The sequence below is a fragment of the Actinomadura sp. RB99 genome (assembly GCF_014706005.1).
Lineage (GTDB): Bacteria > Actinomycetota > Actinomycetes > Streptosporangiales > Streptosporangiaceae > Spirillospora.
Genome location: NZ_JABMCA010000086.1, coordinates 1 through 13,417, shown reverse-complemented (window position 1 = coordinate 13,417; position 13,417 = coordinate 1). Strand labels below are relative to the sequence as shown.

The following is a 13,417-nucleotide window of genomic DNA, read 5'->3' as shown; positions in this document are numbered from 1 at the left end:
AATTCCGTCCATGGGCCGGATCGCGGGCGTCACGGCGGCCGAGACGCGAGAGCGGCTGCTGCGCGCGGCGGCCGGCGTCTTCGCCGAGCGCGGCTACGACGGCACGCGCGTCGCCGACATCGCGGCCGCCGCCGGGGTCAGCAACGGCGCGCTGTACGCCCACTTCGGCTCGAAGGGCGAGCTCCTGGTGGCGGCGCTGCGCGCGCACGGCCGGCAGATGCTGGCCGAGCTCGTCGCCGCCGACCCGGAACGCCCGATCACCGAGTCGCTGCTGATCATCGGCCGGTGGCTGCCGCGCCGCCGGGACGCGCGCGGCCACCTCGTCGTCGAGGCGCTCGTGGCGGCCCGCCGCGACGCCGACGTGGCCCGGCCGATGCACGACTACATGGGCGAGCGCGCCGCCGTGCTGGAGGAGCTGGTGCGCGCGGCGCAGGCCGGCGGGGAGATGGACGGCGCGCTCTCGCCCGAGGCCGTCGCGCACTTCTGCCTGCTGCTGGCGATGGGCAGCGTGCTGGTCCCGCCGGAGATGCACGGGGTCGGCGACGAGGAGTGGTCCGCGCTGCTGACCCGCGTCGTGGCGGCCTTCGCACCGGCCGGTCCCGCGCCGGCCCGCCCCGCGCAGGCCCGCCCCGAGCCGGGGGAGCCGGCCGGTCCCGAAGCGGAGACAGGAGGAACGCGATGAAGGTGCGGATCGATCCCGGGCGCTGCCAGGGGCACGGCCGCTGCTACGACCTGGCCCCCGGCCTGTTCGGCGAGGACGACGAGGGCTACGGCACCGTCCTCGCCGACGGGACCGTCCCGGCGGACGGGGAGCAGGACGCGCGCCGCGCGGCGGCCAACTGCCCCGAGCGCGCGATCACCGTCGTGAAGGAGGCGGAGGCATGACCACCGACCGCGAGCCGGTCATCGACCGAGAGCCGGCCACCGGCGGCGCGCCGGCGACCGGCGCGCCGGCGACCGAGGACGACCGCTTCACCCAGGGCTTCGAGGAGATGCGCGAGAGCCGGCCGCTCGGCACGCGCAACGAGGTCGTCACCGGTCCGGTGGCGGACTGGGCGACCGACTTCTCCCACATGGAGCCCGAATGGGCGGCCGACCCCTACCCGATCCAGGACGACCTGCGGCGGCGCTGCCCGATCGCGCACACCGGCCGGTTCGGCGGCGGCTGGCTGCCGACCCGCTACGAGGACGTCAGCGCGATCGCCTACGACACCGAGCGCTTCTCGTCCCGGTCGATCGTGATGAGCAACTTCCGGCCGCCGCTGGAGGCGGCGCCGGTGGGCGGGGTGCCGCCGATCTCGTCCGACCCGCCGTTCCACCACGACGCGCGCAAGCTGCTGCTGCCGGCCTTCACCAAGACGGCCGTCTCCCGGCTGGAACCGGCGACCCGCGCGTTCTGCCACGCGCTCCTCGACGGCCTTGAGGGGGACGGCGTCGTCGACGCGGCCCGCGACTACGCCCAGCACATCCCGATGCGGGTGATCGCGGACATGCTCGGGTTCCCGCCGGAGGACGGCCCGAAGTTCCGCGAGTTCGTCGAGAACGCGCTGGAGGGTGTCAACCGGCCGCCCGACGAGCGCATCGCGCGGATGGAGAAGCTGTTCGACTACCTCCTCGACCAGATCCGCGACCACGTCGACCGCCCGCGCGACGACCTCACCACGTACCTGATCAACGCCGAGCTGTACGGCCGCAAGCTCGACCCGTCGCACGTCTCGGGGACGATGGCGCTGCTGCTGATCGCGGGCATCGACACCACGTGGAGCGCGATCGGCGCGTCGCTGTGGCATCTGGCGAAGACTCCGGCGGACCGGGAGCGGCTGGTCGCCGAGCCGGAGCTGCTGCCGACGGCGATGGAGGAGTTCCTGCGCGCCTACGCGCCGGTGACGATGGCGCGGCTGGTGAAGCAGGACATGCACTGGCGCGGCGCCGACATGAAGGCCGAGGACTGGATCCTGCTGTCGTTCCCCGCCGCCAACCGCGACCCCGAGCAGTTCGACCGCGCCGGGGAGGTCGTCATCGACCGCGAGGTCAACCGGCACGCCGCGTTCGGCCTCGGCATCCACCGCTGCGTCGGCTCGCACCTGGCCCGCATGGAGCTGCGCGTCGCCCTGGAGGTCTGGCTCGAACGGTTCCCGCGCTTCACCCTCGACGATCCGTCGGCGGTGACGTGGTCCGCCGGGCAGGTCCGCGGCCCCCGCACCCTGCCCCTCCGCATCGGCTGACCGTCCCGCCGCCCGGGCGCGGCCGCCCGCCGCGCCCGGTCACGGTCACCGGGGCCCGCCCGGCCGGCCGGGCCGCCCGCCCGGTCACACGGGTTCGGGCGGCTCGTCGCGGATGTCGAAGACGCGCTCCAGCCCGGTGACCCGCAGCACGTTGCGGACGCGCTCGGTCGGGCGCACCAGCACGAACCGGCCCTGCAGCGCGGCGATCCGCTTGCTCGCCCGGATCAGGACGTTCAGCCCCGACGAGTCGCAGAACGTCATGCGGGTGACGTCCACGACGATCCGCGGCCGCTCCTCCGCGCCGATCGCCTTCGACAGATGCTCGTCCAGCGTCCCGGCGGTGCCGAGGTCCAGCTCGCCCTCGACCGTCACCACCGTCCAGCCCTCGTGCTCGGCGACGTCGAAACTCGCGCCGCCGCGCTGCGCGCCTTCAGCGGCCCCCATGCGCTCAACCTCCGATCCCTTCCCCCGGCACCCTAGGGGATCAGCGGCGCAGCAGCCTGGCGGCGCCCACGGCCGCCCCTGTGGCGGCCGCGCCCGCCGTCGCCGCGCCGACCAGGTACTTGTGCTTCGCAGCCCACAGCTGAGGGCTGCGCGGATGGGCCTCCTCATCGAACCGGCCGTGCGCGCCGAAGTCGCGGCCTCCGGTTCCGTCGACGGGCTCCCACAGGTTCGCGGGCTGGTCCGGCGGGCGCCGCTGCCCGGTCTGCTGCGACGAGAACGCGGTCCTCGCCAGGTAGCGGTCGAGGACCCCCGCGGCGAACTTGTTCGCGATCAGCGTGCCGACCGTGCTCCCGCCGACCCAGTACTCCCGGCGCCGCGGATGCTCCGCCGCGTACAGCAGGGCGTCCGCCGCGATCTCCGGCTGGTAGATGGGCGGGACCGGCTGCGCGCGGCGCGGCAGCCGCGACAGCACCCAGCTGAACTGCGGGGTGTTGACGCCCGGCATCTCCACCATGGTCACCTTCACGCCGGGGCACGCGTGCAGCAGCTCGGCCCGCAGCGAGTCGTGGAGGCCCTGGACGGCGTGCTTGGCGCCGCAGTATCCGCTCTGCAGCGGGATCCCGCGGTAGGCGAGCGCCGACCCGCACTGGACGATCACGCCGCGCCCGCGCGGCATCATCCGCTTGAGCGCCGCCCGGGTGCCGTTGGCGTAGCCGAGGTAGGTGACCTCGGTGATGCGCTTGAACTCGTCGGGCTCGATCTCCCAGAAAGGCGCGAACACCGAGGAGAACGCCACGTTCACCCACACGTCGATGGGCCCGAGCTCCTCCTCGACGCGCCGGGCCGCCGCCTCCACCCGGCCGTCGTCGGCGACGTCCACGCTGATCGGCAGCGCCCGCCCGCCGGCCTTCACGACGTCCTCGGCGGCGCCGTCCAGGCCCTCCTCGCCGCGCGCCAGCAGCGCGACCCCGGCGCCGCGCCCGCCGAACGCCCGGGCGGCCGCGCGGCCGATGCCCCCGCTGGCGCCGGTGATCACCACGACGCTGCCCTCGTCGATCCCGTACTTCATCGCCGTCCTCCCACCGGCTCGGTCAAGGAGGAGTGCCCGCACAGACGCGTCCGTAACGCGGCATGATCCCGCGTTCGTCCCGACCCGTACTCTCGCGGGCGCGGGGCTCGCGGGCCGCCGCTACGGGCCGCCACTACGAGCCGCACAAGGGGAGGCGCAGGACCATGCAGGTGCCGGACGGCCGGTCGGCGACGGCCAAGGTCCCCCGGTGGGCGACGGCGACCTGACGGGCGATCGCGAGCCCCAGGCCGGTGCCCTCCGGCTCGCCGGCGCGCGCGTCCGGGCGGCGGTAGAACCGGCGGAAGATCGCCTCCCGCTCCTCCGGCGGGATGCCCGGCCCGTCGTCGACGACCCGGAGGACCGCCTGGCCGCCCTCCCGGGCGAGCAGCACCTCGACCCGGCTCGCCGCGTGCCGCTCGGCGTTGGACACCAGGTTGCGCAGCAGCCGCGCCAGCCGGACGGCCGACCCCTCCACCTCCACGCCGGACTCCAAGCGCGCCGTGAGGGCGACACCGGGCTCGCGGCCGGCCAGCTCGTCCTCCACGAGCCGGGTCAGGTCCACGGTGCCGGTCCTGATCGGCACGCCCGCCTCCAGCCGGGCCAGCTCCAGCAGGTCCGAGACGATGTCGCCGAGCCGCTCGGCGTCGTCCAGCGCGGCGTGCAGGATCGCGCGCGAGTCGGACTCCGGGTCGGCGAGCGCGAGCTGCAGCCGGGTCTGCAGCCCGGTGAGCGGCCCGCGCAGGTCGTGCGAGGTGTCCGCGACGGCCTGCTGCTGCCGCCGCAGGGCGTCGCGCATCGCCGCCGCGGCCCGGTGCTCGTCCTGCCGGGCCCGGTGCAGCCGGTCGTTGACCTCCTGCAGTTCGCGCGTCCGGGCGAACAGCTCCGCCTCGACGCCCTCCACCTGGGCCTCGGGCGACGGCGCCTCCCCCGACCGTGCGGCGCGCAGCTGCATGATGTAGGAGGTCACCTCCTCCACCCGGTGCAGGAGGGCGGTGACCGCGCCGTCCGGACCGAGCAGCGGCGCGTTCCGGATGCTCCAGTACCGCTCCTGGTACACCCCGGGCCGGTCGGCGGCCTCGACGTCGTAACGCTGCAGCGGCATGATGTCGGTCTCGCGCTCCGCCACCACCCGTTCCAGGGACGCCCGCACCTGGGCCACGCCCTGCCCGGCCGGGCCGCCGGGGAACACCTCGTAGAAGGGACGGCCGATCAGCTGCTCGCGGGAACGCCCCGCGAGCCGCTCGTAGGCGCAGTTGACCATCACGTACCGCAGATCGGGCGTGAACACCGCGCAGCCGACGGGCAACGCGTCGAAGACCGCCGACAGGTCGATCTCGGCCATCCCCCATACCTATCCATTCAGGGCAAACGGCCGGGAAGCCCCGGGCATCCCGGCCGCAAAACCCCGTCTCAGCCGGGGACGGACGGCCCGCGGCCGCGGCGGGCCGCCGGGGCGTCGGCGGCCTCCGGCTCCGGCGCCTCCGCGGCGCCCAGCTCCTCGATCACGTCGCGCATGGCCCCGCACAGCGCGTCCATGTCGGCCACCAGCGTCGCCTCCGCGCTGACGCCCATGTTCAGCATCCCGGTCCAGCCGAGGGCACCGACCGCGAGCGGCGCGCCCGGCCCGGTCGGGACGATCGGGTGCGCCACGATCAGCGGGGCACCGGCCAGCCGCGCCGGCGTGTTCGCACCGGGGAGGTTCGTGGCGATCGCCTGGAACGTCCGGCCGCCGTACACGGCCCGCGCGAACGCGTCGTGCAGCACCGGCGGCAGCGCCCGCGACGCCCGCTGCATCACGAAGGCCGACGCCAGCGCCCGGGTGCCGGACCGCAGCCGCCGCGTCGCCGCGGCCAGCGTGCGCAGCCGCTCCACCTCCGGCATCGGCCCGTACGGCAGGTCCACCATGACCGCCGAGGTGTGGTTGCCCTCGGGCGGCACCACGGGCCCGCCCGTCATCAGCGGCACCGCGACCCGCAGGACGCGCCCGCCCTCCGGCCCGCCCACGGGCGGCCCGACCCGGCGCAGGCCGCCGGCCAGCGCGCACAGCACCACGTCCGTCACCCGCACGCGGTGCTTGCGGGCGAGGTCGCGGACCGCCGGCATCGGCAGCCGGAACGTGCCGAACGCCCGCTCCGCGGTGCCGGTCGAGGGCAGCCGCGTCCGCTGCCGCGACTCCGTCGCCAGCTGGGCGATCCCGGCGGCCGTGCCCAGCGCGCGGCGCGTCGCCGACGGCCCGGCGCCCGCGGCCGGCAGCGCGTCCGGGGGCGTCAGCATCCGCAGTACGTGCGTGATCACGCCCATGCCGTCGGCGACGACATGGTGCATCAGGAAGATCACCGCCGACCGGTCGGGGGCGTAGCCGCGCACCAGGATCATCCGCCACATCGGCCGGTCGCGCGGCAGCGGCTCGCTCTGCAGCGCGCCGACGAGCGCGTTGAGCCCCGCGTCGCCGTCCTCCGCGAGCACCGCCTCGCGCACGTGCCAGTCCCAGTCGATCACCGGGTGCTCGACCCAGCGGCGCCGCCGCAGCCGCGATGGCGGGGACAGCCGCTGGCCCAGCCGGGGCAGCTCGTCCAGCCTCCCGCGCAGCGTCGCGATCATGTCCTCGCGGCTCGGCGACCCGTCCGGCGCGTCGAGCAGGATCAGCCCGCCGACGTGCTGCGGCGTCCGGTCCGACTCCACCGCCAGGAAGAACGCGTCCTCGGGCGGGACGATCGGGGCCCGCGGCCGGCCGGTGTCCCGGTCGGTGACGAGGTAGGCGACCCAGACGACGGCCAGCGCGCCCGCCGCGTCCAGCAGGTAGTGGTTGGCGGTCGCCATGATGACGTAGAGCGTCACGAAGACGTGCAGGACGCTGGCCGCCTGCAGCCACCGCCGCACCGACAGCCGCGCCAGCTCGACGCTCACCCACAGCGCCCACGCGACGTGCAGCGACGGCATGGCCGCGAGCCGGTCGGCGTGGTCGACGACCGGGCTGCCCCACGACCCCCACGTGCCGTGCGTCAGGACGGTGTCCACGTACCCGAGGCCGGGCAGCAGGCGCGGCGGCGCCACCGGCCACAGCGCGAAGCAGAGCGCGCCGATCACGTTGATCAGCGCGAAGGCGTTGCGGGCGACGCGGTACCGGCCCGGCCGGCGGCGGTACAGCCAGGCCAGCACCCACAGGGTGGTGATCAGGTAGACGGTGGCGTACTCGTAGTTCGCGACGACGGCGACGGAGCGGTGCGCGGCGAGCCAGTCGTTGAGCGGCCGCTCCGCGGCGATGTGCAGCGTCCGTTCGAGGTCGTGGATCCGCCGGCCGTGGTCGGCCGCGGCGGCGTGCCGGTCGCCGACGGGGACGGCCGCGGCGACGGCGTAGAGAGCGAAGAGCGACAGCCCGTACGCGAGTTCGCGGGCGAGCGGAGGGCGGCGGCCCGATGGCCCGGAGGGGAGCGCGGAGGAGACGGAGGGGTCGGTCTCAGGTGTCACCAACCTCTCCTAACCCAAAAACTTGGTTTATACACATATATATGATCGGTTTCGCGTTTACCCGGCGATCAACAGGGTTATGGGGACCATTGCGACCGGCAGAGCGCCGCCCCGCCCCGCGCGCCGCCCCCGAAGGAAACGATGTCCATCAGCGAGCGCTTATGGAACGAGACCCACGAACGCCAGATCAGGAACCGGCTGCAGGCCAGGGAGAACTTCCCGGTGGCCGCCCGGTTCCTTCCCGCCCGGCACCGGGCCCACCTCCTCGACGTCTACGGCTACGCCCGGCTCGTCGACGACATCGGCGACGAGGCGCCGCCGGATGAGCGCGCCGGCCTGCTCGACCTCGTCGACCGCGACCTCGACCGGATCTACGCGGGCGCCGTCCCCGAGATCCCCCTCATGCGCGCGCTGGCCCGCACCGTCCACGACTGCCGGATCCCCGAGGAGCCTTTCCGGCGCCTAGTGCGGGCAAACCGCCAAGACCAGGTCGTCACCCGCTACGGGACGTTCGACGAGCTGCTCGACTACTGCACCCTGTCGGCGGACCCCGTCGGGCACATCGTCCTGCACGTGTTCGGCGCCGCCACCCCGGCGCGGCTCCGCCTCTCCGACCGGATCTGCTCCGCTCTGCAGGTCATCGAGCACTGCCAGGACGTCGGCGAGGACCACCGCAACGGCCGGGTCTACCTGCCGGCGGACGACCTGCGCCGGTTCGGCTGCACCGAGGACGACTTCCGCGCCGCGGTCACTCCGACGCGCCTGCGCGGTGTCATCGCACTTCAGGCGGGAAGGGCAGGACGACTGCTCGCCGAAGGCGCGCCTCTCGTCCGGACCCTGCCGGGGTTCGCGCGCGCCGCCGTGGCCGGGTACGCGGCGGGCGGGCTCGCCGCCCTCGCCGCGCTGGACCGCCGCGCCTACGACGTCCTGGCCGGCCCGCCACGCCCGGGGAAGACGCGGCTGCTCGCCGAGTGGTCGCGGATGTTGGGAAGGAGATGAGATGGACGCAGCCGGCGCCTACCGGCACTGCGAACAGGTCGTCCGCTCGCAGGCACGCAACTTCTCGTACGGGATCCGCCTCCTGCCCCCGCCGAAACGCCGGGCGCTCAGCGCCGTCTACGCCTTCGCGCGGAGGATCGACGACATCGGCGACGACAACGACGCCCCTCCCGATGCGCGGCTGGCCGCGCTGGCCGCCGAGCGCGACCGGCTCGCCGACCCCGGCGCCCACCCGGACGACCCCGTCCTGGTCGCCCTCGCGGACGCGGCGCGCCGCATGCCGATCCCGCTGGAGGCGTTCGGCGAGCTCATCGACGGCTGCGAGGCCGACGTGCGGGGCGCCTCCTACGACACCTTCGACGACCTGCTCTGGTACTGCCGGTGCGTCGCCGGCTCGATCGGCCGCCTGTCGCTCGGCGTGTTCGGCACCGGCGACCCCCGGGTCGCCCGGACCCGCGCGGACGCGCTCGGCGTCGCGCTGCAGCTGACGAACATCCTGCGGGACGTCCGCGAGGACCGGCTCGGCGGCCGCGTCTACCTGCCGGCCAAGGACCTCGCCAGGTTCGGCTGCACGCTGGACCAGGACGCGTCCGGCCGGTTCACCGACCCGCCGGAGCAGCTCGCCGCCCTGGTCCGCTTCCAGGCGGAGCGCGCGGGGGAGTGGTACGCGACGGGGCTGCGGCTGCTGCCGATGCTCGACCGGCGCAGCGCCGCGTGCACGGGGACGATGGCCGGCATCTACCGGCGGCTGCTGCGGCGCATCACCGCCGACCCGGCGACCGCGCTGGCGGGCCGCATGTCCCTGCCCGCGTGGGAGAAGGCGGCCGTCGCCGCGACGGCGCTCGCCGGGATCCGGCGGTGAGCGCCCGGGGGAACGTCGCCGTCGTCGGCGGCGGGCTCGCCGGGATCAGCGCCGCGCTCGCCCTCCTGGAGGCGGGCGTGCGCACCACCCTCTACGAAGCGCGTCCCCGGCTCGGGGGCGCCACCCACTCGTTCGACCGCGACGGCCTCACCGTCGATAACGGGCAGCACGTCTTCCTGAAGTGCTGCACCGCCTACCGGGGGCTGCTGGACCGGCTGGACGCGCGGGACCTCGTCCGCGTCCAGGACCGCCTCGACATCCGCGTCCTCACCCCGGACGGGCCGGCCGGGAGGCTGCGCCGCGCGAAGGCGCCGGGGCCGCTGCACCTGCTGCCCGCGCTCGCCCGGTACCGGCTGCTGTCGCCCGGCGACCGGCTCCGGGCCGTCCGCGCGTCGCTGGCCCTGCAGCGCCTCGACCCGCAGGACCCGGACCTGGACGGGCAGGCGATGGGCGGCTGGCTCGCCGCCCACGGCCAGCGCGAGCGGGCCCGCACCGCGCTGTGGGAGCTGTTCCTGATCTCGGCGCTGAACATCGGCGTCGACGACGCCGCGATGGGCCCCGCGACGATGGTGTGCCGGCAGGGCCTGCTCGGCCGCTCCGACGCCGCCGACATCGGCGTCCCGACCGTCCCGCTCGGCGAGCTGCACGGCTCGGTCGCGGCGAAGCGGATCGCGGGGCTCGGCGGGCGCGTGCGCCTGAAGGCGAAGGTGTCGGCGGTCCACGCCGGTCCGAAGCTCGTGGTGGACGGCGAGCCGGTCGCCGCGGACGCCGTCGTCGTCGCGGTGCCGCACCGCGCGGCGGCCCCGCTCGTCCCGGCGCAGGCGTGCCCGGACCGGGACCGCTGGGCCGGCCTCGGCTCCAGCCCGATCATCAACGTGCACGTCGTCTACGACCGGCCGGTCATGGACGTGCCGTTCGCCGCCGCCGTCGGCTCGCCCGTGCAGTGGGTCTTCGACCGCACGCCGACCAGCGGCCTCGCCCGCGGCCAGTACCTCGCGGTGTCGGTGTCGGCCGCCGACGGCTGGATCGACACGCCCGCCGCCGACGTCCGCGCCGCGTTCCTGCCCGCCCTGGAACGGCTCTTCCCGGCCGCCCGGCGGGCCCGCGTCACCGACTTCTTCGTCACCCGGGAACGCCATGCGACGTTCCGCCAGAGCCCCGGCAGCGGCGCGCTGCGGCCCGCGTCCGCGACCCGCCTGCCCGGGCTCTTCCTCGCCGGCGCGTGGACCGACACGGGCTGGCCCGACACCATGGAGGGGGCAGTGCGCAGTGGACTGACCGCCGCCCGGCTGGTCCGGCGGCACCTGGACGGGGTGAGCGGCCGATGACCGCCGTCCCCGGCTCGATCACCGACGGGCGCGCGCTCGTCGACGAGGCGATGCGCGCCTGCGTGGACCGCCTCGACCCGGCCAACCGCCGCGTCATCGCCTACCACCTCGGCTGGACCGACGCCGAGGGCCGGCCCGCCGCGGCGGGCGGCAAGGCGCTGCGCCCCGCGCTGGCGCTGCTGTCGGGGCGCGCGGCCGGCGCGCCGCCGGAGCACGCCCTGCCCGGCGCCGTCGCCGTGGAGTTCGTGCACGCGTTCTCGCTGCTGCACGACGACATCATGGACGGCGACCGGACCCGCCGGCACCGCCCCGCCGCGTGGACGGTCTTCGGCGCGGCGGCCGCGATCCTCGCCGGCGACGCGCTGCTGGCGCTGTCGGAGGAGCTGCTGCTGGAGCACCACACCCGCGGCGCGCACTGGGCGGCGGAGGCGCTGACCGCCGCCACCCAGCGGCTCATCTCCGGCCAGGCCCTCGACATGGGGTTCGAGAAGCGCGCCGACGTCACGCTCGACGAGTGCCTGACGATGGCGTCCGACAAGACGGGCGCGCTGCTGGCCTGCGCCAGCTCCATCGGCGCGATGCTCGGCGAGGCGCCCGCCGAGCTGGTCACCGCCCTCACCGGCTACGGGACGGAGATGGGCCTGGCGTTCCAGCTCGTCGACGACCTGCTCGGCATCTGGGGGAGCCCGGAGACGACCGGCAAGCCGGTGCTGTCGGACCTGCGGGCCCGCAAGAAGTCGCTGCCGGTGGTCGCCGCGCTGACCGCCGGGACCCCCGACTCCGCGCGGCTGGCCGAGCTGTACGCCGCGCCCGGCGACCCCGCCGAGGCCGACCTGCGGGAGATGGCGGAGCTGGTCGAGGCCGCGGGCGGCCGCGCCTGGGCCGAGGCCGAGGCGGACCGCCGCGTCGCGCTGGCCGCCAAGTACGTGGGCGACGTGGAGATGGACGACGCGGTCCGCGCGGAGTTCCGCGACATCGCGCTCTTCGTCACCGCCCGGGACCACTGAGCGGCGGGACCCGCACCGGGACGCGGACACCCGTCAGAAAGCAGGATGCCGAATGACCACGACGGAAGCCCCCGGACTCACCGAAGCGGCCGCGGCCGCCGTCGAGGCGGCCCGCGACCACCTGCTCGGCCTGCAGTCGGCCGAGGGCTGGTGGAAGGCCGAGCTGGAGACCAACGTCACCATGGACGCCGAGGACCTGCTGCTGCGCCAGTTCCTCGGCATCCGCACCGAGGCCGAGACCGCCGCGGCGGCGCGCTGGATCCGCTCGCAGCAGCGCGCCGACGGGACATGGGCGAACTTCTACGGTGGACCGCCGGACCCGTCCACCACCATCGAGGCGTACGTCGCGCTGCGGCTGGCCGGCGACGCCCCCGAGGACGAGCACATGCGCAAGGCCGCCGCCTACGCGCGCGAGGCCGGCGGCATCGAGGGCAGCCGCGTGTTCACCCGCATCTGGCTCGCGCTGTTCGGCCAGTGGTCCTGGGACGACCTGCCGGTGATGCCGCCGGAGCTGATGTTCCTGCCGAGCCGCGTCCCGCTGAACGTCTACAGCTGGGCGTGCTGGGCGCGGCAGACGATCGTGCCGCTGACCGTCCTCGGGTCGCTGCGGCCCGTCCGGTCGCTGCCGTTCGACCTGCCGGAGCTGCGCGCGGGCCGGCGCCCGGTGCGGAAGGCGACCGGCTGGGGCCGGGCGTTCAACACCCTGGACCGGTTCCTGCACGTCTACGAGAAGCGGCCGGTGGCGCCGCTGCGGAAGGCCGCGCTGCGGCGCGCGGCCGAGTGGATCGTCGCGCGGCAGGAGGCGGACGGCTGCTGGGGCGGCATCCAGCCGCCGTGGGTGTACTCGCTGATGGCGCTGAGCCTGCTCGGCTACGACCTCGACCATCCGGTGATGAAGCGCGGCCTCGCCGGGCTCGACCGGTTCACGATCGAGGACGAGAAGGGCCGCCGCCTGGAGGCTTGCCAGTCGCCGGTGTGGGACACGGTCCTCGCGATGAACGCGCTGTCGGACGCGGGCGCGCCCGCCGGCGACCCGGCGCTGCTGCGCGCGGCCCGCTGGGTCGTGGGCGAGGAGATCCGCGGCCCGGGGGATTGGTCGGTGCGGCGGCCGGACCTGCCGCCGGGCGGGTGGGCGTTCGAGTTCGACAACGACCTGTACCCCGACACCGACGACACCGCCGAGGCGATCCTCGCGCTGCGCCGCTCCGGGCTGCCCGAGGCCCGCGGGCCGATCGACCGGGCCGTCCGCTGGATGTCCGGGATGGCGTCGAAGGACGGCGGGTTCGCCGCGTTCGACGCCGACAACACCCAGGAGCTGTGCACCAAGCTGCCGTTCTGCGACTTCGGCGCCGTCATCGACCCGCCGTCGGCGGACGTCACCGCGCACGTCGTCGAGGCCCTCGCCAAGGAGGGGCACGCGGAGTCGCCCGTCACCAAGCGGGCGGTGGTGTGGCTGCTGAAGGCCCAGGAGCCGGACGGGTCGTGGTTCGGCCGGTGGGGCGCCAACCACGTCTACGGCACGGGCGGCGCGGTGCCCGCGCTGATCGCCGCGGGCGTCCGCCCGGACAAGCCGCCGATCCGCCGCGCCGTCGCCTGGCTGGAGCACCACCAGAACCCCGACGGCGGCTGGGGCGAGGACCTGCGCTCCTACGACGACCCCGCCTGGATCGGGCGCGGCACGTCCACCCCGTCGCAGACGGCCTGGGCGCTGCTGGCGCTGCTCGCCGCGGGCGAGCGGTCACCGGCGGTCGAGGCCGGGGTCCGCTGGCTCGTCGAGAACCAGCGCCCGGACGGCACCTGGGACGAGGACCAGTTCACCGGTACCGGCTTCCCCGGCGACTTCTACATCAACTACCACCTGTACCGACTGGTGTTCCCGATCAGCGCCCTCGGCCGCTACCTGGGGCGGGACCGGTGACGAGGCCCGTGGTGTGCGCGGCGCTCGGCCTCGAGGCGCGGGCGCTCGCGCACGCCGGCCCGCCGGTCGTCCGGACCGGCGCCGGCCCCGCGCGGGC

The 13,417-nt window shown here is 75.3% G+C and carries 12 protein-coding genes; 8 read left to right on the top strand and 4 right to left on the bottom strand.

Annotation, left to right across the window (positions count from 1 at the left end; all coding sequences use genetic code 11):
* The first annotated feature begins 10 nt into the window (after positions 1-10).
* From amrb99_RS42855 to amrb99_RS42845, 3 genes are read left to right on the top strand one after another with little or no spacing between them, the layout of a single operon-like run.
* Positions 11-682 carry a TetR/AcrR family transcriptional regulator gene (locus tag amrb99_RS42855; protein WP_190867478.1) on the top strand — a complete coding sequence of 224 codons (672 nt, stop codon included), beginning with the start codon at positions 11-13 and terminating at the stop codon, positions 680-682.
* Positions 679-885: a ferredoxin gene (locus amrb99_RS42850; protein ID WP_190867476.1), complete on the top strand. Its 207-nt coding sequence runs from the start codon at positions 679-681 to the stop codon at positions 883-885. The genes amrb99_RS42855 and amrb99_RS42850 overlap by 4 nt, the downstream gene beginning before the upstream one ends.
* Positions 882-2,225: a cytochrome P450 gene (locus tag amrb99_RS42845; protein ID WP_206700335.1), complete on the top strand. Its 1,344-nt coding sequence runs from the start codon at positions 882-884 to the stop codon at positions 2,223-2,225. The genes amrb99_RS42850 and amrb99_RS42845 overlap by 4 nt, the downstream gene beginning before the upstream one ends.
* Positions 2,226-2,309: 84 nt before the next feature.
* Here the strand turns inward: amrb99_RS42845 and amrb99_RS42840 are convergent, their stop codons facing one another.
* The 4 genes from amrb99_RS42840 to amrb99_RS42825 all read right to left on the bottom strand — a co-directional run bounded on the left by amrb99_RS42840 (position 2,310) and on the right by amrb99_RS42825 (position 7,206).
* Entirely contained in the window at positions 2,310-2,669 is a 360-nt protein-coding gene (locus amrb99_RS42840) for an STAS domain-containing protein (protein WP_190867474.1), read from the bottom strand.
* 40 nt (positions 2,670-2,709) lie between these two features.
* Complete coding sequence (locus tag amrb99_RS42835; protein ID WP_190867472.1) at positions 2,710-3,738, bottom strand: SDR family oxidoreductase; 1,029 nt, start codon at positions 3,736-3,738, stop codon at positions 2,710-2,712.
* A 133-nt stretch (positions 3,739-3,871) separates the two neighbouring features.
* Positions 3,872-5,080: a PAS domain-containing sensor histidine kinase gene (locus amrb99_RS42830; protein WP_190867470.1), complete on the bottom strand. Its 1,209-nt coding sequence runs from the start codon at positions 5,078-5,080 to the stop codon at positions 3,872-3,874.
* Positions 5,081-5,148: 68 nt separating this feature from the next.
* Complete coding sequence (locus amrb99_RS42825; protein ID WP_206700334.1) at positions 5,149-7,206, bottom strand: phosphatase PAP2 family protein; 2,058 nt, start codon at positions 7,204-7,206, stop codon at positions 5,149-5,151.
* Between the two features lie 141 nt (positions 7,207-7,347).
* Between amrb99_RS42825 and hpnC the strand changes: the two genes are divergently transcribed.
* Genes hpnC through shc form a run of 5 tightly spaced genes read left to right on the top strand, consistent with a single transcriptional unit; the run spans position 7,348 to position 13,320 of the window.
* Positions 7,348-8,205 carry a squalene synthase HpnC gene (hpnC, locus tag amrb99_RS42820; RefSeq protein ID WP_190867465.1) on the top strand — a complete coding sequence of 286 codons (858 nt, stop codon included), beginning with the start codon at positions 7,348-7,350 and terminating at the stop codon, positions 8,203-8,205.
* A 1-nt stretch (position 8,206) separates the two neighbouring features.
* A complete protein-coding gene (gene hpnD, locus amrb99_RS42815) occupies positions 8,207-9,067 on the top strand; it encodes a presqualene diphosphate synthase HpnD (RefSeq protein ID WP_190867463.1) in 861 nt (286 codons plus the stop codon).
* On the top strand, positions 9,064-10,395 hold the full coding sequence (hpnE, locus tag amrb99_RS42810) for a hydroxysqualene dehydroxylase HpnE (RefSeq protein ID WP_190867461.1): 1,332 nt from the start codon (positions 9,064-9,066) through the stop codon (positions 10,393-10,395). Before hpnD ends, hpnE begins: the two co-directional genes overlap by 4 nt.
* Positions 10,392-11,402, top strand: coding sequence for a polyprenyl synthetase family protein (locus amrb99_RS42805; protein ID WP_190867459.1), 1,011 nt, complete (start codon positions 10,392-10,394; stop codon positions 11,400-11,402). Before hpnE ends, amrb99_RS42805 begins: the two co-directional genes overlap by 4 nt.
* 52 nt (positions 11,403-11,454) lie before the next feature.
* On the top strand, positions 11,455-13,320 hold the full coding sequence (gene shc, locus amrb99_RS42800) for a squalene--hopene cyclase (protein ID WP_190867457.1): 1,866 nt from the start codon (positions 11,455-11,457) through the stop codon (positions 13,318-13,320).
* The last annotated feature ends 97 nt before the right edge of the window (positions 13,321-13,417 follow it).